The sequence below is a fragment of the Streptantibioticus rubrisoli genome, assembly GCF_024436055.1.
GTDB classification, from domain to species: Bacteria; Actinomycetota; Actinomycetes; order Streptomycetales; family Streptomycetaceae; genus Streptantibioticus_A; species Streptantibioticus_A rubrisoli.
The window spans coordinates 1-19,813 of record NZ_JANFNH010000069.1; the positions used below are offsets into that span (position 1 = coordinate 1).

Annotated in this window: 14 protein-coding genes and 2 pseudogenes; 8 read left to right on the plus strand and 8 right to left on the minus strand. The window is 70.9% G+C overall.

Annotation, left to right across the window (positions count from 1 at the left end; all coding sequences use genetic code 11):
- Positions 1 to 96 precede the first annotated feature (96 nt).
- Positions 97 to 1,095: a PAC2 family protein gene (locus NON19_RS31710; RefSeq protein ID WP_372514368.1), complete on the minus strand. Its 999-nt coding sequence runs from the start codon at positions 1,093 to 1,095 to the stop codon at positions 97 to 99.
- A gap of 339 nt (positions 1,096 to 1,434) precedes the next feature.
- Between NON19_RS31710 and NON19_RS31715 the strand changes: the two genes are divergently transcribed.
- From NON19_RS31715 to NON19_RS31745, 7 genes are all read left to right on the plus strand, one after another.
- Positions 1,435 to 2,760, plus strand: coding sequence for an enolase C-terminal domain-like protein (locus NON19_RS31715; protein ID WP_255932722.1), 1,326 nt, complete (start codon positions 1,435 to 1,437; stop codon positions 2,758 to 2,760).
- A complete protein-coding gene (locus tag NON19_RS31720) occupies positions 2,760 to 3,533 on the plus strand; it encodes an SDR family NAD(P)-dependent oxidoreductase (RefSeq protein ID WP_255932723.1) in 774 nt (257 codons plus the stop codon). The genes NON19_RS31715 and NON19_RS31720 overlap by 1 nt, the downstream gene beginning before the upstream one ends.
- A gap of 153 nt (positions 3,534 to 3,686) precedes the next feature.
- Positions 3,687 to 4,724, plus strand: a complete 1,038-nt coding sequence (locus tag NON19_RS31725; protein ID WP_255932724.1) for a sugar ABC transporter substrate-binding protein — start codon at positions 3,687 to 3,689, stop codon at positions 4,722 to 4,724.
- Complete coding sequence (locus tag NON19_RS31730; protein ID WP_255932725.1) at positions 4,724 to 6,244, plus strand: sugar ABC transporter ATP-binding protein; 1,521 nt, start codon at positions 4,724 to 4,726, stop codon at positions 6,242 to 6,244. The genes NON19_RS31725 and NON19_RS31730 overlap by 1 nt, the downstream gene beginning before the upstream one ends.
- Positions 6,241 to 7,275, plus strand: a complete 1,035-nt coding sequence (locus tag NON19_RS31735) for an ABC transporter permease (protein WP_255932726.1) — start codon at positions 6,241 to 6,243, stop codon at positions 7,273 to 7,275. Before NON19_RS31730 ends, NON19_RS31735 begins: the two co-directional genes overlap by 4 nt.
- Positions 7,276 to 8,286: an aldo/keto reductase gene (locus NON19_RS31740; RefSeq protein WP_255932727.1), complete on the plus strand. Its 1,011-nt coding sequence runs from the start codon at positions 7,276 to 7,278 to the stop codon at positions 8,284 to 8,286.
- 3 nt (positions 8,287 to 8,289) lie between these two features.
- Positions 8,290 to 9,153 (plus strand): amidohydrolase family protein, encoded by an 864-nt coding sequence (locus tag NON19_RS31745; protein ID WP_255932728.1) that lies wholly within the window; start codon positions 8,290 to 8,292, stop codon positions 9,151 to 9,153.
- Between the two features lie 10 nt (positions 9,154 to 9,163).
- Here NON19_RS31745 and NON19_RS31750 read toward each other — a convergent pair whose 3' ends face one another.
- The 6 genes and pseudogenes from NON19_RS31750 to NON19_RS31775 all read right to left on the minus strand — a co-directional run bounded on the left by NON19_RS31750 (position 9,164) and on the right by NON19_RS31775 (position 15,919).
- The gene (locus NON19_RS31750; protein WP_255932729.1) at positions 9,164 to 9,835 is read right to left on the minus strand and encodes a FadR/GntR family transcriptional regulator; all 672 of its coding nucleotides are present in this window, start codon (positions 9,833 to 9,835) and stop codon (positions 9,164 to 9,166) included.
- Between the two features lie 75 nt (positions 9,836 to 9,910).
- Positions 9,911 to 10,873 (minus strand): annotated as a pseudogene (locus tag NON19_RS31755) (PLP-dependent cysteine synthase family protein); the annotation flags it as partial.
- Positions 10,874 to 10,939: 66 nt separating this feature from the next.
- The gene (locus NON19_RS31760) at positions 10,940 to 12,550 is read right to left on the minus strand and encodes a glycerol-3-phosphate dehydrogenase/oxidase (protein ID WP_255932731.1); all 1,611 of its coding nucleotides are present in this window, start codon (positions 12,548 to 12,550) and stop codon (positions 10,940 to 10,942) included.
- A 5-nt stretch (positions 12,551 to 12,555) separates the two neighbouring features.
- Positions 12,556 to 14,100 carry a glycerol kinase GlpK gene (gene glpK / locus NON19_RS31765; RefSeq protein ID WP_255932732.1) on the minus strand — a complete coding sequence of 515 codons (1,545 nt, stop codon included), beginning with the start codon at positions 14,098 to 14,100 and terminating at the stop codon, positions 12,556 to 12,558.
- A 72-nt stretch (positions 14,101 to 14,172) separates the two neighbouring features.
- Positions 14,173 to 14,964, minus strand: a complete 792-nt coding sequence (locus NON19_RS31770) for an MIP/aquaporin family protein (RefSeq protein WP_255932733.1) — start codon at positions 14,962 to 14,964, stop codon at positions 14,173 to 14,175.
- Positions 14,965 to 15,154: 190 nt separating this feature from the next.
- Positions 15,155 to 15,919 carry an IclR family transcriptional regulator gene (locus NON19_RS31775; RefSeq protein ID WP_255932734.1) on the minus strand — a complete coding sequence of 255 codons (765 nt, stop codon included), beginning with the start codon at positions 15,917 to 15,919 and terminating at the stop codon, positions 15,155 to 15,157.
- A gap of 268 nt (positions 15,920 to 16,187) precedes the next feature.
- On the opposite strand from NON19_RS31775, the gene metH reads away from it, so the two are divergent.
- On the plus strand, positions 16,188 to 19,691 hold the full coding sequence (gene metH / locus NON19_RS31780) for a methionine synthase (RefSeq protein ID WP_255932735.1): 3,504 nt from the start codon (positions 16,188 to 16,190) through the stop codon (positions 19,689 to 19,691).
- Between the two features lie 10 nt (positions 19,692 to 19,701).
- Here the strand turns inward: metH and NON19_RS31785 are convergent.
- A pseudogene (locus tag NON19_RS31785) lies at positions 19,702 to 19,813 on the minus strand (integrase core domain-containing protein); the annotation flags it as partial.

A 19,813-nucleotide genomic window follows, 5' to 3' on the forward strand; every position in this document is an offset into this window, starting at 1 on the left:
GTCGGGTGCCCCGGCTCGGGGCGCCCGACCGCACGTCCGCCGCAATATGTAAGGGGCGCCCACAATGGAGGGCGCCCCTTACACGTCAGGTACGGACTACTGGCCGGACTCCTCCGGGCCTCCCGGGTGCTCCGGGTCCCCGTCGTCGCGCTCGGCCCGGTCGTCGCGCTCGGCCCGGTCGTCGTCCCGGGCGAGCTGCGGACCGCGCAGGAAGGGGCCGCCCTCCCCGCTCTCGGTGGCGTGCGAGCCCGGCTGGCCGTCCCGGCGCCGCAGATAGCGTTCGAACTCCCGGGCGATCGCCTCGCCCGACGCCTCGGGGAGCTCAGCGGTGTCCCGTGCCTCCTCCAGCGTCTGCACGTACTCAGCGACCTCGCTGTCCTCAGCCGCCAACTGGTCGACGCCCAGCTGCCAGGCGCGGGCGTCCTCGGGCAGCTCACCCGGCGGAATGCGCAGGTCGATCAGGTCCTCAAGGCGGTTGAGCAGGGCCAGTGTCGCCTTGGGGTTCGGCGGCTGGGACACGTAGTGCGGCACCGCCGCCCACAGGCTCACCGTGGGGATGCCCGCGTGGATGCACGCCTCCTGCAGGATGCCGACGATGCCCGTCGGGCCCTCGTACCGGGACTCCTCCAGGTTGAGCGTGCGGGCCAGGTCCGGGTCGGAGGTGACACCGGTGACCGGCACCGGGCGGGTGTGCGGGGTGTCGCCGAGCAGCGCGCCCAGGATCACCACCATCTCCACGCCCAACTCGTGGGCGAACCCCATGAGTTCGTTGCAGAAGGAGCGCCAGCGCATGCTGGGCTCGATGCCCCGGACCAGGACCAGGTCGCGCGGTGTGGGGCCCTGGACGCGGACCACGGACAGCCGCGTGGTGGGCCACGTGATCTTACGGGTACCGCCGTCCAGCCATACCGTCGGCCGGTTGACCTGGAAGTCGTAGTAGTCCTCGGCGTCGAGTGCCGCGAACACCTCACCCTTCCACTCCCGGTCCAGGTGCGCGACCGCGGCGGACGCGGCGTCTCCGGCGTCGTTCCAGCCTTCGAACGCGGCCACCATGACCGGGTCGATCAGCTCGGGTACCCCCGCGAGCTCGATCACCCAGCGCCTCCTTCCGGCCCCGGCGGCCTAGCGCCACCGTGGCTTTGCTGTCCTGCTGCGCTCCGGTGCCCGGAGCGCGTGTGTACGGGTCTTCTTGCGCCACCAGCCTACGGCTTTCGCCGCCCGGGTCCGCAGCCCTAGGCGCTAGTGAGCCAACCCCGACCGGTCCCACCGAGTCAGGCGACCGCCAACAGGAACACAGAGCCGCTACCACAAGAGATCCGAGGTGTCACCGGGGCGTCTTCGGCTGGATTTGCCGCACGCCCCTGGACCCGACGGAAGCCCCAGCGCTATACATCGGAGGACCACGGAAAGATCCGATGTCTTCCTGGGGGATGTATGAGTCCCACCATCACCGAGGTCGCGGTCCACGACATCAGGTTCCCCACCTCGGAACGGCTCGACGGCTCGGACGCCATGCACCCCGATCCCGACTACTCCGCCGCGTACGTGGTGCTGCGCACCGACGCGCCGGACGGCCTGGAGGGCCACGGCTTCTGCTTCACCATCGGACGCGGCAACGAGGTGGCCGCCGCCGCCATCCGCGCCCTGCGCCCCCATGCCGAAGGGCGCGCCGTCGACAGCGTCACGGGAGATCTGGGCGGATTCCACCGGCAGTTGACCCATGACTCCCAACTGCGCTGGCTCGGTCCGGACAAGGGCGTCACGCACATGGCGGTCGGCGCCCTCACCAACGCGGTCTGGGACCTGGCCGCCAAGCGCGCGAGCCTGCCGGTCTGGGCGTTCCTCGCCACCATGTCGCCGGAGCGGATCGTCGACCTGGTGGACTTCCGGTACCTCACCGACGCCCTCGACCGCGAGCAGGCGCTGGACATTTTGCACTCCGCGGTGCCCGGAAAGGCCGCGCGCATCGCGGAGTTGAAGGCCAGCGGCTATCCCGCGTACACCACCTCGCCCGGCTGGCTTGGCTACTCCGACGAGAAGCTGGTGAAACTGGCCCAGCAGGCGGTCGCCGACGGCTTCGGCCAGATCAAGCTCAAAATAGGCGCCGACCTGGCCGACGACGTACGGCGGATGCGGCTGGCCCGCGAGGCCGTCGGCCCCGGCATCCGCATCGCGGTGGACGCCAACCAGAGGTGGGACGTTCGCGACGCCCTCGGCTGGATGAGTGCGCTGGCGCCCTACGACCCGTACTGGATCGAGGAGCCCACCAGCCCCGACGACATCCTGGCACACGCCGCCGTACGCGCCGGGCAGCCGGTCAAGGTCGCCACCGGGGAACACGTCGCCAACCGCGTGGTGTTCAAGCAGCTCCTGCAGGCCGGGGCCGTCGACTTCGTGCAGATCGACGCCGCCCGGGTCGCCGGGGTGAACGAGAACATCGCGGTCCTGCTGCTCGCCGCGAAGTTCGGTGTCCCGGTCTGCCCGCACGCGGGCGGGGTCGGACTGTGCGAACTCGTCCAGCACCTGGCGATGTTCGACTACGCGGCGGTCTCCGGCAGCCTCGACGGCCGGGTCATCGAGTACGTCGACCACCTCCACGAGCACTTCACCGACCCCGTGGTCATCGAGGGCGGCCGCTACCGCGCGCCCACCGCCCCCGGCTTCTCGGCCCGGATGCGCCCCGCGTCGCTGGCCGCCCACCGCTACCCCGACGGGCCCGTGTGGCGGGCCCGGTCCGCCACCGCGCAGGAGGCCAACTGATGGCACAGCCCGAGGACTTCACCGGCCTCACCGCCCTCGTCACCGGTGGCGCCTCCGGTATCGGCGCCGCCACCGCCGCCCTGCTCACCGCGCGCGGCGCCCGGGTCGCCGTGCTGGACCGTGACCCGTCCGGCGCCCCCACCGGATGCCTGCCGCTGAAGTCCGACGTCACCCGCGACGACGCGGTGCGCACCGCCGTCGCCGAGGCGGTCCGTGCGCTCGGCGGCCTGCACATCCTGGTCAACAACGCCGGAATCGGCAGCGTCGGCACCGTGGAGGACAATCCCGACGGCGAATGGCACCGGGTGTTCGACGTCAACGTCCTCGGGATGGTCCGCGCCGCCCGCGCCGCCCTGCCGCATCTGCGGCGGGCCGCGCGGGAGCGGCCGGGCGCCGCGTCCATCACCAACACCTGCTCCGTCGCCGCCACCGCGGGCTTGCCGCAACGGGCCCTCTACAGCGCCAGCAAGGGAGCGGTGTACTCGCTCACCCTCGCGATGGCCGCCGACCACGTACCCGAGGGGATACGCGTCAACTGCGTCAACCCCGGTACCGCCGACACCCCTTGGGTGGGTCGTCTGCTCGACCAGGCCGCCGACCCGGCGGCGGAGCGGGCCGCACTGGAGGCACGCCAGCCGATGGGACGGCTGGTCACCGCGGACGAAGTGGCGTACGCCATCGCGTACTTGGCCGCCCCCGCCGCCTCGGCGGTGACGGGGACAGCGCTCGCCGTCGACGGTGGCATGCAAGGGGTGAGGCTACGTCCACGCTGAGCGCTCCACTGGGAGTGCGGCGATGCGTCGTCGATCGTCCGCGGCACGCCTGTGGCTGGTCGCGCGGCTCCCCGCGCCCCTTCAGGGCGCTACTGCTCAGCGCCCTCCCGGCGGGGTCGCGGTGACCGTCACCAGCGAAAGGCAGGGAATCCCATGAGAGTCCACACGACCGTCACGGCGGCGTCAGCCGCCCTGCTCGCCGTCGCGGCCCTGGCGGGCTGCAACCGTGGCAGCGCCGCCGCGGGCGTATCCGGCAAGGTGGGGATTGACCTACCCCGCGCCGACAGCGACTTCTGGAACTCGTACGCCCAGTACATCAACCAGGGCATCAAGAGCGGTACCGTCTCCGCCCTGCCGGTCTCCAACTCGCAGAACGACATCGGCAGACTCGTCGCCAATGTGCACGCCTTCGTCGACCAGGGTGCCAAGGCCGTGGTGATCGCCCCACAGGACACCGGAGCGATCGCCTCCACCCTCGGGGAACTGGCCAGCAGGAAGATCCCGGTGGTCAGCGTGGACACCCGGCCCGACAAGGGCAGGGTCTACATGGTGGTGCGCGCCGACAACCGCGCCTACGGCACCAGGGCCTGCGACTTCCGCGGGCAGCGGCTGGGCGGGCAGGGCAAGGTGGTCGAGTTCGAAGGCGACCTCAGCTCGATCAACGGCCGGGACCGCTCCCAGGCGTTCGGCGACTGCATGAAGACCAGGTACCCCAAGATCCAGGTCTTCGCACTGCCGACCAACTGGCAGGGCGATGTGGCCTCCGCCAAGCTCCAGAGCGTCCTGGCCCAACACCGGGACATCAACGGCATCTACCTGCAGGCGGGCGGCGTCTTCCTGCAGCCGACCCTCGCCCTGCTCCAGCAGAAGGGCCTGCTGGAGCCGGTGGGCACCCCCGGTCACATCACGATCGTCTCCAACGACGGCATTCCCCAGGAGCTCGACGCGATCCGGGCCGGAAAGATCGACGCGACCATCGCCCAACCCGCCGACCAGTACGCCAAGTACGCGCTCTACTACGCCAAGGAGGCGCTGGCTGGCAGGACCTTCCACCCCGGCCGCACCGACCACGGGTCGACCATTGTCGCCATACCCGACGGCCTGGAGGACCAGTTGCCCGCGCCCCTGGTCACCAAGGCCGATGTGGACGACCCGAAACTGTGGGCCAACCAACTGCGGAGGCAGCCGTGATGGACGCGCCCGCCGCCGTCCACGCACAGGGCATCGTCAAACGCTTCGGCCCCACCGTGGCCCTCGACGGCGTCCACCTGACCGTACGCCCGGGCGAGTCGCACGCGCTGGTCGGGCGGAACGGAGCGGGCAAGTCCACCCTGGTGTCGGTACTGACCGGGCTGCACCGCCCGGACGCGGGCACCGTCACCTTCCACGGCCGACCCGCCCCCGCGCCCGGCGACCGCGCGGCCTGGCAGGCCGAAGTGGCCTGCGTCTACCAGAAGTCGATGGTGGTCCCCGACCTCACCGTCGCGGAGAACCTGTTCCTGAACCGCTTCGACCAGCGCGGCGCCCTGATCCACTGGGGGCGGCTGCGCTCCAGGGCCCGAGCGCTGCTCGCCGAGTACGGCGTCGAGGTGGACCCGGACCGGCGCGCTCGGGAACTGACCGTGGAGCAGCGGCAGTTCGTGGAGATCGCCCGGGCGCTGTCCTTCGGCGCCCGCCTGATCATCCTGGACGAGCCCACCGCGCAACTGGACGCGGGCGGTATCCAGCGCCTGTTCAGGCGGCTGCGGGAACTGCGACGGCAGGGCGTCGCCTTCCTGTTCATCTCGCACCACCTGCGGGAGGTGTACGAACTGTGCACCACGGTCACCGTCTACCGTGACGCCAGGCATGTGCTCACCGCCCCCGTCGCGGACCTAGCCCAACGGGACCTGGTGGCCGCCATGACCGGCAACGCCCCCTCCCACCGCACCTCCTGGCAGGCCCCGGTGGTCAGGGCGCCGGACGCGGGGGAGACCGTCCTACGGGCCGAACGCCTCGCACTGGACGGCGAGTTCGAGCCACTGGACCTCACCGTGCGGCGCGGCGAGGTGCTGGGCGTCGCGGGTGCCGCGGCCAGCGGCGGCACCGCGCTCGGCGAGACCCTGGTCGGCCTGCGCGGGCCCACCGCCGGACGGATCACGGTGTGCGGCCGCACCGTGCGCCCCGGCAGCGTGCCGCACGCCCTGGCCGCCGGGATCGGCTACGTCCCCGAGGACCGGCACCGGCAGGGGCTGGTGCCGCACCGCAGCGTCGCGGAGAACGCCACCCTCACCGTGGCGGACCAGCTCGGTCCCTTCGGGACCGTCCTGCCGTCCCGCACCCGGGCGTTCGCGGCCCGTGCGATCGCCTCGCTGGACATCAGGACGTCCGGACCCGACCAGCCGGTCAGCGGACTGTCCGGCGGCAACCAGCAGAAGGTCGTCATCGCCCGCGCACTGGCCAGCGAACCGCACTGCCTGGTGGCGGTCCGGCCGACGGCGGGCGTGGACGTCAGGTCCAAACAGGCCCTGTTGGGCGTGGTGCGCGAGGTGGCGGCGGCGGGCCGGGCGGCGGTCATAGTCTCCGACGAACTGGACGACCTGCGGGTCTGCGACCGGGTGCTCGCCCTGTTCCACGGGCGCGTCGTCGCCGAGTTCGACCGAGGCTGGGCCGACCAGGCGTTGGTCGCGGCCATGGAAGGGGCCATCGAGCAGCAGGGAGGCGGGCAATGACCGACACCACCCGACAACTGACCGCCGACGCTCCACCCGGCCGCCTGATCAACCGCCGCTCCCGGCCCGGCCCCGCCCGGCTGCGGAACCTGGCCCTGCTACCGGTGATCCTGGTGCTGTGCGTCATCGGGTTCATCGTCTCGCCCGCGTTCTTGACCACGGACAACCTCGTCGGTGTCGTCCAGCAGTCCACCGAGCTGAGTCTGCTGGTGCTGGCCGAGGCGCTCATCCTGATCAGCGGCCGGATGGACCTGTCACTGGAGTCGACCATCGGGGTCGCGCCGGTGATCGCCATGTGGCTGGTGCTGCCCGCGCACGGTGGACGGTTCAACGGCCTTGGTTTGCTGCCGGGTTGGACATCGGTTCCGCTCTGCCTGCTGGTGGGGCTCGTGATCGGCGCGGTCAACGGCTTCCTCATCCTCAAGCTCCGGGTCAACGGGTTCATCGCCACCCTCGGCATGCTCACCATGCTGCGCGGACTGCAGGTCGGCATCTCCCAGGGGCAGTCGATCGTCACCGTCCCCGGATCGTTCTCCTACCTCGGCGCCACCGCCTGGCTCGGGGTGCCCGCCGCGGTGTGGATCTGCCTGGCGCTGTACGCCCTCGGCGGCTGCGCGCTGGCCTGGCTGCGGCACGGCAGGGCGCTGTACGCGCTTGGCGGCAACCCTGAGGCGGCCCGCGCGGCGGGCATCCGGGTGGACAGGGTCACCTGCGTCGTCCTGTGCCTGGGCAGCCTGCTCGCCGCCTTCGCCGGGGTGCTCTACACCGGGCACTACGGTTCGGTGTCCGCCACCCAGGGCAACGGATGGATCTTCCAGGTGTTCGCGGCGGCGGTGATCGGCGGGATCAGCCTGAGCGGCGGCCGCGGCACCCTGTTCGGCGCGCTCACCGGTGTGCTCACCTTGCAACTGGTGGTCAACGTGATGACGTTGGGCGGGGTACCACCGCTGTGGAACCAGTTCCTGGGCGGCGCCATCATCATCGTCGCCCTGGTGATCTCCCGCTTCGCCAGCGGCGAGCGGCAGGATTAAGTGGGTTCCGCCGTGCCAAACCTCAACCGGCAGAGAAATCTGGGCAGTTCACCGGTCCACGTCCCGCCGCTCGGTCTGGGTACCGCCCCGCTGGGCAACCTCTACCGCGCGGTCACCGAGCAGGACGCGCGGGCGGTGGTCGCGGCGGCGCTGGACGCCGGATGCCACTACCTGGACACCGCGCCGCACTACGGTCTCGGGCTGGCCGAGGAGCGGCTCGGCCGCGAGCTGGCCGGTCGGGACCGGGCCGCATACCGGCTGTCCACCAAGGTCGGCCGCAGGCTCCGCCCGCTGGCCCCCGGGGAGGCGGTGGACGGCCAGGGGTTCGTCGACACACCGCCGCGCGCCCGTGAGTGGGACCTGAGCCGAGACGGCATCCTCGCCACTTTGGAGGCGTCCTTGGACCGGCTGGGTGTGGACGCCGTCGACATCGTCTACCTGCACGATGTGGAGGGCAGGGAACGGCAGGTCCATGAGACGGCCTTTCCGGCGCTGGCCCGGCTGCGCGCGGACGGGACGGTTGGCGCGATCGGATTCGGGATGAACCACAGCGGGCCGCTGGCCCGGTTCGTCGCCGATCTCGACGTGGATGTGGTGCTCTGCGCGGGGCGTTGGACGCTGCTGGACCAGGGCGCGTTGGCCGACCTGCTGCCGGTGTGCCTACAGCGGGGCACCTCGGTGGTGGTCGGCGGGGTCTACAACTCCGGTCTGCTCGCCGACCCCAGGCCCGGAGCGCCGTACGACTACCGTCAGGCGCCGCCGCACCTGGTGGCCAGGGCGCGGGCGCTGCGCGAGGTGTGCGCCCGCCACGGGGTGCCGCTGCGGGCGGCGGCACTGCGCTTCCCATTCGGCCACCCGGCGGTGGCCGCGGCCGTCGTGGGCGCCGCCAGCGCCGCCGAAGTCCGGGACAACGCCGCCCTGTTCGGCTGGCCGGTCCCCGACGCGCTCTGGTACGAGCTGGTGGACCGGGGCCTACTGGACGAGGGTGTGCCGCTGCCGACCGAAGGGTGACCGATGCGCGTCGACGCACACCACCACCTGTGGGACCTGTCCGTGCGCGAGCAGCCGTGGATGGACGGGCCGTGGGCCGACCCCATCCGCCGCACCTACCGGCTGGACCACCTGGCGCCGGAGTTGGACGCCCACGACATCCAGGCCACCGTGGTGGTGCAGGCCTGCTCCTCGGCGCAGGAGACCGAGGAACTGCTGACGCTGGCGGGGGAGTCGAACCAAATCGCCGCCGTCGTGGGCTGGGCCGACCTCACCGATCCCCAACTCGGCGACCGGCTCGCCCGGTTGTCCACCGCCCCAGGCGGCCACCGCCTCGCCGGAATCCGGCACCAGGTGCAGGACGAGCCCGATCCGCGCTGGCTGCGCCGCCCCGACGTGCGGCACGGACTGGCCCGGATCGCCGAGGCGGGCCTGGTCTACGACCTGCTGGTCACCCCGCGCGAACTGCCCGCCGCGATCAGCACCGTACGGGAGCTGCCGCGGTTGGTCTTCGTCCTGGACCACGCGGCCAAGCCGCCCGTCGCAGACGGCGAGTGGCAGCCGTGGGCGGACCTGATCAGCGAGCTGGCCACCGCGCCGAACGTCGTCTGCAAACTGTCCGGCCTGGTCACCGAGGCCGACTGGCGGAACTGGACGCCGGAGCAGGTTCTTCCGTATGCCCGGCACGTACTGGACGCCTTCGGCCCCCAACGGGTGATGTACGGCTCCGACTGGCCGGTGTGCACCCTGGCCGCCAGCTACGACCAGGTCACCGCGCTCGCCGAGCGCTGCGCCGCCGGGCTGGACCACGCCGAGCGGGCGATGGTGTTCGGCGGCACCGCGGCCCGCGTCTACCGGCTCAACCAGCAGCGATCAGTGCGGAGTTGACGCTTCCGGGTCACAGCGCGGCGCGCAGCCACTGCTCCACGCTGGCGATATGCACCGTCGCCCAGGAACGGGCCGCCTCCGCGTCCCGCGCGCGCAGCGCGCCGAGGATCGCGCGGTGCTCGCGCAGGGTGCGCTCCACGGCGTCCTCCTGGGTCAGACCGCGCCACACCCGGGCCCGGGTGGTCGGCCCGGACAGGCCGTCCAGCAGCGAGCACAGCACCGAGTTGCCCGATGACCGCACGATGCCACGGTGGAACTCCAGATCACAGGCGACCAACTGCTCCACCGACGGCCGCGACCCCAGCGCGTCCAACCGCTCCTCAAGCGCGTCCAGTTGGGCCTCGCTGATACGCGGGGTGGCCAAGGCGGTGGCGGCGGGCTCCAGGATCCGGCGTACCGCCAGGAACTCCAGCACCGTGTCGTCGCGGTGGAAGTCCACCACGAAGCTCAGCGCCTCCAGCAGCAGTTGGGGGTCGAGACTGGTCACATACGTACCGTCGCCCTGCCGTACGTCCAGGATCCGGATCAGCGACAGGGCGCGCACCGCCTCGCGCAGCGAGTTGCGGGACAGGCCCAGCTCCGCCGCGAGCTCGCTCTCCTTCGGCAGCCGGTCGCCGGGGCGCAGTGCGCCCGAGACGATCATGCCCTTGATCTTCTCGATCGCCTCGTCGGTGACCGCCATCAGCGACCTCCTCGCCCAGACCTCCGATGTATCGGCTCATTATGCCCCGCTGGCGGTCAGGTCGTCGCCGAGCTGCTCACGCAGCCACTCGTCGTCGTACACCTTGCTCAGGTAGTTGCGCCCGGAGTCCGGCAGCACCACGACCACCAGGTCCCGCGGCCCGAGCCCGGCGGCGACCCGGAGCGCCGCGGCCACCGCCGTACCGGCCGAGCCGCCCACCAACAGCCCCTCCTCGCGGGCCAGTCGGCGGGCGGTCAGCAGCGACTCCCGGTCGCTGATCCGCTCGAACCGGTCCACCACATCGGTGTGGAACGACATCGGCCAGGAGCCGTCCACCGTCTCGGGGTGACGGAACAAGCCGATGCTCTCCACCGCGTACGCGGTACCCGGACCGCCCGAGTAGACCGAGGCCTCGGGATCGGCGCCGATCACCCGTACCCGGCCGCCGCTGACCTCCTTCAGGTAGCCGCCGGTGCCGCTGATCGTGCCGCCGGTGCCCACCCCCGCCACCAGGTGCGTGATCCGGCCGTCGGTCTGCCGCCACAGCTCCGGGCCGGTACTGGCCTGATGCGCGCGGGGGTTGGCGGGATTGTCGTACTGGTCGGCCAGCCACGCGCCGGGAGTGGTCCGGGCGATCCGCTCCGCCGCCGTCCTCGGGTGGTCGGGGTGCTCACGGGGCACGTCGCCGGGGCAGACCACCACCTCGGCACCGTAGGCGCGCAGCACCGCCGCCTTCTCCGCGCTGCTCTTCTCCGGCAGCGTGAACACACAGCGGTAGCCGCGCTGCGCCGCCACCATGGCCAGGCCCACCCCGGTGTTGCCGGAGGTCGCCTCCACGATGGTGCCGCCCGGCCGAAGCCACCCGGCGTCCTCGGCGGCCCGCACCATGGACAGCGCGATGCGGTCCTTGACGCTGCCACCCGGATTGACGTACTCCAACTTCGCGTAGACGGGCGCGCGAAGGCCCGCCGTGATCCGGTTCAGCCGTACCAGCGGGGTGTTGCCGACCACGTCGACAAGGGATTCGTAGACGTCCACCGCAGCAGTCTGCCGGGAAAGGCCGGAGCCCGGGAGCAGGCTCCCGGGCTCCGTAGGTCGAACGCGTCAGCCGCGCTTCGCCAGCAGCTCCGCGACCTTGGCCCGCACCTCGTCGGTGTCCAGGCCGCGGATGGTCAGCGTGGTGCGGCGGCGCAGCACGTCGTCCACGGTCTGCGCCCACTCGTTGTCCCGGGCGTACACCACCTGCGCCCAGATCTCCGGGCCGTCCGGGTGGATCCGCTCGGCCAGCGACGGGTCCTCGTTGGCCAGCCGGGCGATGTCGAACGACAACGCGCCGTAGTGCGTGGCCAGGTGACGGGCCGTCAGCGGGTCCAGGCGGGTGCCGGGCTCGCGGTCGACCAGCAGCCGGTGCGCCACCGCGTTGGGGTTGGCGACGCCCGGCAGCGGTACCCGGCGCACCAGGTCGCCCACCGGCTGCATGTCCTCGGTCAGCGGGCTGCCCGGCAGCTTGGCCAGCTTGTCCATCACCGTGCGGCCGATGTGCCGGTACGTGGTCCACTTGCCGCCCGCCACCGACAGCATGCCGCCCTTGCCCTCGGTGACCACCGTCTCCCGCTTGGCCTGGGAGGTGTCGCCCGGACCGCCGGGCAGCACCCGCAGGCCCGCGAACGCGTAGGTCATCAAGGAGCGGTCGAGGTCGGCGTCCCGGATGGAGAACGCGGCCTCGTCCAGGATCTGCTGGATGTCGGACTCGGTGGCCCGCACGTCCGCCGGGTCACCCTCGTACGCCTCGTCGGTGGTGCCCAGCAGAAGCTGGTCCTCCCACGGCAGGGCGAAGGTGATGCGGTACTTGTCGATCGGGGTGGCCATCGCGGCCCGCCACGGCGACTTGCGCTTCATCACGATGTGCGCGCCCTTGGACAGCCGGATGGAGGGGGCCGCGCCCTTGTCCTCCATCGCCCGCAGGTGGTCCACCCAGGGGCCGGTGGCGTTGAGCACGACCCGGGCGTTGACGCCGAACTCGGTGCCGTCGGTGCGGTCCTTGAGCTCGGCGCCGGTCACCCGGCCCTGGGTGAAGCGCAGGCCGGTCACCTCGGCGTGGTTGAGCACCACGGCACCGGACTCCACGGCCGCGCGGACCGTCATCACGGCCACCCGCGAGTCGTTCATCTGGTGGTCGTAGTAGATCGCCACGGCCTTGAGGTTGTCGGTGCGCAGCGCCGGGTTGACGGCCTGCGCCTTGGCCGGGGATATCACCTTGCCGACGCCGTCACCGAAGGCGGACAACGCCGAGTAGGCGAAGACGCCCGCGCCCAGCTTCGCCGCGCCGACCGGTCCGCCCTTGTAGACCGGCAGGTAGAAGGTGAGCGGGTTGACCAGGTGCGGGGCCACGTCCTTGGCCAGCACCCGCCGCTCGTGGTGGTTCTCCGCGACCAGCTTGACCGCGCCGGTCTGCAGGTAGCGCAGGCCGCCGTGGACCAGCTTGGAGGACGCGGAGGAGGTGGCGCCGGCGAAGTCGCCGGCGTCCACCATGGCGACCCGCAGCCCGGCCTGGGCCGCGTGCCAGGCCACCGAGGTGCCGAGGATCCCGCCGCCGATGACCAGCAGGTCGTACGTGGCGTGGCTTAGCAGGTCCCGGGTCTCGCTGCGGCTGGGGTTGCGGCCGTTGGCCGGACGCGTCCCGAGAGCCGGAACGCTCTGCTGCGGGGTGCTCATGTGTCTCAGTGCTCCTCTTCGATCCAGCCCATGGTCCGCTCGACGGCCTTGAGCCAGTTCTTGTACTCGCGGTCACGGGTGGCCGCGTCCATACGGGGGGTCCATTCGGCCGCGCGACGCCAGTTGGCGCGCAGCTCATCGGTGTCCCGCCAGAAGCCGACCGCCAGCCCGGCCGCGTAGGCGGCGCCCAGGCAGGTGGTCTCGGCGACCATCGGGCGGACGACCGGGGCGTCCAGCACGTCGGCGATGGTCTGCATCAGCAGGTTGTTGGAGGTCATACCGCCGTCGACCTTGAGGGCGGTCAGGTCGACGCCGGAGTCCTTGTTCATCGCGTCGACGATCTCGCGGGTCTGCCAGGCGGTGGCCTCCAGCACCGCGCGGGCGATGTGCGCCTTGGTGACGTAGCGGGTCAGGCCCGCGATGACACCGCGCGCGTCGGAGCGCCAGTACGGCGCGAACAGTCCGGAGAAGGCGGGGACGAAGTACGCGCCGCCGTTGTCCTCCACCGAGCTGGCCAGCGTCTCGATCTCCGCGGCGCTCTTGATCAGGCCCATCTGGTCGCGCATCCACTGCACCAGGGAGCCGGTGACCGCGATGGAGCCCTCCAGCGCGTAGACCGGTGCCTGGTCGCCGATGCGGTAACCGACCGTCGTCAGCAGGCCGTTGTAGGAGTTGACCGGAGTGTCGCCGGTGTTGAGCAGCAGGAAGGTGCCGGTGCCGTAGGTGGACTTGGCCTCGCCCTTGGAGAAGCAGGTCTGGCCGAACAGCGCGGCCTGCTGGTCACCGAGCGCGGAGGCGACCGGAACGCCTTCCAGGGCGCCCTTGGCGTAGCCGTAGACCTCGGCGGAGGACCGGATCTGCGGCAGCACGGTGGCCGGGATCTCCATGGAGGACAGGATCCGCTCGTCCCAGTCCAGGGTCTGGAGGTTCATCAGCAGGGTGCGGGAGGCGTTGGTGACGTCCGTGACGTGGACGCCGCCGTTGGGGCCGCCGGTGAGGTTCCAGATGACCCAGCTGTCCATGGTGCCGAAGAGGATCTCGCCCGCCTCGGCGCGCTCCCGCAGGCCCTCGACGTTGTCGAGCATCCAGCGGATCTTCGGCCCGGCGAAGTAGCTGGCCAGCGGCAGTCCGGTCTCCCGGCGGAACCGGTCCTGGCCGACGTTGCGGCCGAGTTCCTTGCACAGGGCGTCGGTTCGGGTGTCCTGCCAGACCAGGGCGTTGTGCACCGGCTCACCGGTGTTCTTGTCCCACAGCACGGTGGTCTCGCGCTGGTTGGTGATGCCGAGCGCCTTGACATCGCCCTTGGTGATGCCAGCCTTGGCCAGCGCACCGGACACCACCTCCTGGACGTTGGTCCAGATCTCGGCGGCGTCGTGCTCGACCCAGCCCGGCTTGGGGAAGATCTGCTCGTGCTCCTTCTGGTCGACGGAGACGATCCGGCCGTCCCGGTCGAAGACGATGCAGCGGCTGGAGGTGGTGCCCTGGTCGATCGCGGCGATGAACGGGCCCTCCCCGTGGGAGGAGGTCGCGGCGGTGTGGTTGTCGGTCACGGGGGTGCTCCTGAGGTCTGGGGTCTCGGCGGCGTCGTGCGGCTGGTTCATACGAATGGCTTAGCGGACGGACTACGCGAAGGCGAGGTGGTAGATCCCGCCAGCGATGACGGCACCGACGATCGGGCCGACTACCGGGATCCACGCGTAGCCCCAGTCCGAGCTGCCCTTGTTGGGGAGCGGCAGCAGGCTGTGCACGATGCGCGGGCCGAGGTCGCGCGCCGGGTTGATCGCGTAGCCGGTGGGGCCGCCGAGCGACAGGCCGATGCCGACGACGAGCAGGGAGACCAGCAGGATGCCGAGCGGGTTGAGGGCAAGTCCCTTGGTCAGGCCCATGGTGAGGATGAACAGCACCAGCACGGCGGTGCCGATGATCTCGGTGAGCAGGTTCTGCACCGGGTTACGGATCTCCGGGCCGGTGGAGAAGATGCCGAGCACCGGCCCGCCGGGGTTGCGGGCGCCGTCCTTGGTGACCGGTCCCGCCGGGTCGACGTCGTGTCCGGCGAGCACCTCGGGGTCGGTGAGGTGGGCGGTGAACTGGCCGAGATAGGTCACCCAGACCAGGAAGGCGCCGATCATCGCGCCGAGCAGCTGCCCGCCGAGGTAGACCGGAACGTTGCTCCAGTCGCCGGTCTTGATGGCTACGCCTATGGTCACGGCCGGGTTGAGCTGCCCGCCGGAGAAGCCGTTGGCTATGTAGGCGCCCGCCAGAACGGCGAAGCCCCAGCCGAAGGTGATCGCGAGCCAGCCCGCGTCCTTGGCCTTCGACTTCTTGAGCGTGACGGCGGCGCAGACGCCACCGCCAAGGAGGATGAGAACGGCGGTGCCAATGGTCTCGCCGATGAAGATGTGGCCGCTGGACATCGCGACTCCTTTGTCTTCTGTTCTATGTGGCGGACCGGGTCCCGTCCGGTGTTCGACATTGTCGACCGCCGAACGGCAGTTTTATGCCCCGTACGAAACGCGTCAAGGGTTCGTAACCGAGGAGTGACCCAGGACTCCGAAAGGCGCTGAAGGTCCGGTTCATCCCTGGTGTCGGAAAAGCGGTCAGATCCTAAAAGCGCCCGCCTCCCAGATCGCGGGACACCGCGCGCGCGCAGTCCCGTACCGCCGCCACCAGACGGGCCCTTATCTCCCCGTCGTCGCACACCCGCTCCACGGCGCCGGTGATGCCCACCGCGCCCACCGGCATCCGCCGCCGGTCGTGCACCGGTGCCGCCACGGACGCCACGCCGTCCCAGGTCTCCTCCAGGTCGGCGGCCCAGCCCCGAGCCCGGATGAGGTCCAGCACGCCCTCGAACTCCGCCGGCTCCGTCACCGTGCGGGGCGTGAAGCGCTCCCGCTCCAGCTCCAGCGCCTCCCGGTGAGCCACCGGGTCGAACGCGGTCAGCACCTTGCCCAGCGCGGTGCTGTGCAGCGGCTGCATGGCGCCGACCTCCAGCACCTGGCGGCTGTCGTCCGGGCGGAAGACGTGGTGCACGATCAGCACGCCCTGCTGGTGCAGCACGCCGAGGTAGACGCTCTCGCCGCTGGCCCGCGCCAGGTCGTCGGTCCACACCAGCGCCCTGGCCCGCAGTTCGTGCACATCGAGATAGCTGTTGCCGAGCCGCAGCAGCTCCGCGCCCAGCTGGTACTTGCCGGACGCCTCGTCCTGCTCGACGAAGCCCTCCTGCTGCAGGGTGCGCAGGATGCCGTGCGTGGTGCCCTTGGCCAGGCCCAGGGCGGTGGCCACGTCGGTCAGTCCCAGTCGGCGCTCGCCTCCCGCGAGGAGGCGCAGGACGGCGGCCGCGCGCTCCACCGACTGGATGCTTCCTGCCATCGGGCAACCTCCGTCTGCGTTCTGCCAGGTTCAGCAAGGTCGGCAATGCTGAACACCATTGGGCGATGTCGACCACCCATCGTAGTAGCCCTTGTGCCCGCACGATGCGGTGCGGTGGCCGATCGCTCCATCAGATGGCTTGATTGATTCGGTCCACCCCTTGAAACACCTGGCGAAACCCGAGCCGCCGACGGTTACCCTGGCCGGGTGCTTGCCCTTGCGCGGGGCAGGCAAAGCCGACAGCCGTCGCATCCCAGGGAGCATGTCCATGGCCTCGCCGTCCCCGCAGACCGCCCAGCAGTCCCGAGCCGACGCCCTGCGTCATGCGCTCGCCACCCGAGTCGTGGTGGCCGACGGCGCGATGGGGACCATGCTCCAGGCACAGGACCCGTCCCTGGACGACTTCCAGGGCCTGGAAGGGTGCAACGAGGTCCTCAACGTCACCCGCCCGGACATCGTGCGCTCGGTCCACGAGGCGTACTTCGACGCGGGCGTCGACTGTGTCGAGACCAACACCTTCGGCGCCAACCTCGCCGCGCTCGGTGAGTACGACATCGCCCACCGCATCCACGAACTGGCCGAAGCGGGCGCCCGGTTGGCCCGCGAGGTGGCCGACGGCTTCACCACCCCCGACCGCCCGCGCTGGGTGCTCGGCTCCGTCGGCCCCGGCACCAAGCTGCCGACCCTCGGGCACGCCCCGTTCACCGCGCTGCGCGACGCCTACGAAAGCGAGGTCGACGGACTGATCGCCGGCGGGGTGGACGCCATCTTGGTGGAGACCACCCAGGACCTGCTGCAGACCAAGGCGTCCATCATCGGCGCGCGCCGGGCACTGCGCGCCGCGGGCGTCAACCTGCCGCTGCTGTGCCAGGTCACCGTGGAGACCACCGGCACCATGCTGCTCGGCTCCGAGATCGGCGCCGCGCTCACCGCCCTGGAACCGCTGGGCATCGACATGATCGGCCTGAACTGCGCCACCGGGCCCGCCGAGATGAGCGAGCACCTGCGCTACCTGTCCCGGTACGCCAGGGTCGGCGTGTCCGCGATGCCCAACGCGGGCCTTCCGGTGCTCGGCAAGGACGGCGCCCACTACCCGCTGACCCCGCAGGAGTTGGCGGACGCCCAGGAGGTGTTCGTCCGCGAGTACGGTCTGTCGCTGGTCGGCGGCTGCTGCGGCACTACCCCGGAGCACCTGCGCCAACTGGTGGAGCGGGTACGCGGCAGGGAGATCACCGAGCGCCGCCCGCGCCCCGAGCCGGGCGCCGCCTCGCTCTACCAGAGCGTGCCCTTCCGGCAGGACACCTCGTACCTGGCGATCGGTGAGCGCACCAACGCCAACGGCTCCAAGAAGTTCCGCGAGGCCATGCTGGACGGCCGCTGGGACGACTGCGTCGAGATGGCCCGCGAGCAGATCCGCGAGGGCGCGCACCTGCTGGACCTGTGCGTCGACTACGTGGGCCGGGACGGCGTCGCCGACATGCGGGAGATCGCGGGCCGCCTGGCCACCGCCTCCACTCTGCCGATCGTCCTGGACTCCACCGAACCGGCCGTCGTCCAGGCCGGTCTGGAGCTGCTCGGCGGACGCGCGGTGATCAACTCGGTCAACTACGAGGACGGTGACGGACCCGAGTCCCGGTTCCAGAAGGTCACCAAGCTCGCGGTGGAACACGGCGCCGCGCTGATCGCGCTCACCATCGACGAGCAGGGCCAGGCCCGTACCGCCGAGCACAAGGTCGCGGTCGCCGAGCGGCTGATCGCCGACCTGACCGGCAACTGGGGTGTGCGCGAGTGCGACATCATCGTGGACTGCCTGACCTTCACCATCGCCACCGGCCAGGAGGAGTCCCGCAAGGACGCCATGGCCACCATCGAGGCGATCCGCGAACTCAAGCGCCGCCACCCCGACGTACAGACCACGCTCGGCCTGTCGAACGTCTCCTTCGGCCTCAACCCGGCCGCCCGGATGGTGCTCAACTCCGTCTTCCTCAACGAGTGCGTCCAGGCCGGACTCGACTCCGCCATCGTGCACGCGGCCAAGATCCTGCCGATCGCACGGATCCCCGAGGAACAGCGCGAGGTCGCCCTCGACCTGATCTACGACCGCAGGCGCGAGGGCTACGACCCGCTGCAGAAGTTCCTCGAACTCTTCGAGGGCGTCGACACCAAGTCCGTCAAGGCGGGCCGGGCCGAGGAACTGGCGGCGCTGCCGCTGGAGGAGCGGCTGCAGCGGCGCATCATCGACGGTGAGCGCAACGGCCTGGAAGCCGATCTGGACGAGGCGTTGCGGTCCCGTCCGGCGCTGGAGATCGTCAACGAGACGCTGCTGGAAGGCATGAAGGTGGTCGGCGAGCTGTTCGGCTCCGGCCAGATGCAGCTGCCGTTCGTGCTCCAGTCCGCCGAGGTGATGAAGACGGCGGTCGCCTACCTCGAACCGCACATGGAGAAGACCGAGGATCAGGGCAAGGGCACCATCGTGCTCGCCACCGTGCGCGGCGACGTGCACGACATCGGCAAGAACCTGGTCGACATCATCCTGTCCAACAACGGCTACACGGTGGTCAACCTCGGTATCAAGCAGCCGGTTTCGGCGATCCTGGAGGCGGCCGAGGAGCACCGGGCGGATGTCATCGGCATGTCGGGGCTGCTGGTGAAGTCCACGGTGATCATGAAGGAGAACCTGCAGGAGCTCAACCAGCGCGGCCTGGCGGCCAGTTACCCGGTCATCCTCGGCGGCGCCGCGCTCACCCGGGCCTATGTGGAACAGGATCTGCACGAGATCTACGAGGGCGAAGTCCGGTACGCCCGCGACGCGTTCGAGGGACTACGGCTGATGGACGCGCTGATCGCCGTCAAGCGCGGCGTTCCGGGAGCGGCGCTTCCGGAACTGAAGCAGCGCCGGGTGCCGAAGCGCGACCTTGTGGTCGAGGAACCGGCGGAGAACCTCGGCCAGGTCCGCTCGGACGTGGCCACCGACAACCCGGTGCCCACCCCGCCGTTCTGGGGCAGCCGGGTGGTCAAGGGCATCGCGCTCAAGGACTACGCGTCCTGGCTGGACGAGGGCGCGCTGTTCAAGGGCCAGTGGGGGCTCAAGCAGTCCCGCGCCGGTGGCCCCAGCTACGAGGAACTGGTGGAGACCGAGGGGCGGCCCCGGCTGCGCGGCCTGCTGGACCGGTTGCAGACCGACGGGCTGCTGGAGGCAGCGGTCACCTACGGGTACTTCCCGTGCGTCTCCAAGGGCGACGACCTGATCATCCTGCACGAGGACGGCAGCGAGCGGACCCGCTTCACCTTCCCGCGGCAGCGCCGCGGCCGCAGGCTGTGTCTGGCGGACTTCTTCCGGTCGCGGGACTCCGGTGAGACGGATGTCGTGGGCCTGCAGGTGGTGACCGTCGGCAGCAAGGTCTCCGACGCGGCGAACGAGTTGTTCACCGCCGACTCCTACCGTGACTACCTGGAGCTGCACGGACTGTCCGTGCAGCTCGCGGAGGCGCTCGCCGAGTACTGGCACGCCCGGGTGCGGGCGGAGCTCGGGTTCGGCGGGGAGGACCCGGCCGACGTGGAGGACATGTTCGCGCTGAAGTACCGCGGGGCGCGGTTCTCCCTGGGGTACGGGGCCTGCCCCGACCTGGAGGACCGGGCGAAGATCGCCGAACTCCTGGAGCCGGAACGGATCGGCGTCCGCCTCTCGGAGGAGTTCCAGCTCCACCCGGAACAGTCCACGGACGCGATCGTGATCCACCACCCGGAGGCCAAGTACTTCAACGCGCGCTAGCTGTACTCGGTCATGGCGTTGGTGACAGTCGGCTGATGGGCGGGTGGCCGCCGAGCGCGGTGTGTCGGCGATCAGTGTTGTAGAAGTCGAGCCAGGGTGCGAGTGCTGCGGTCCGGTGGGTG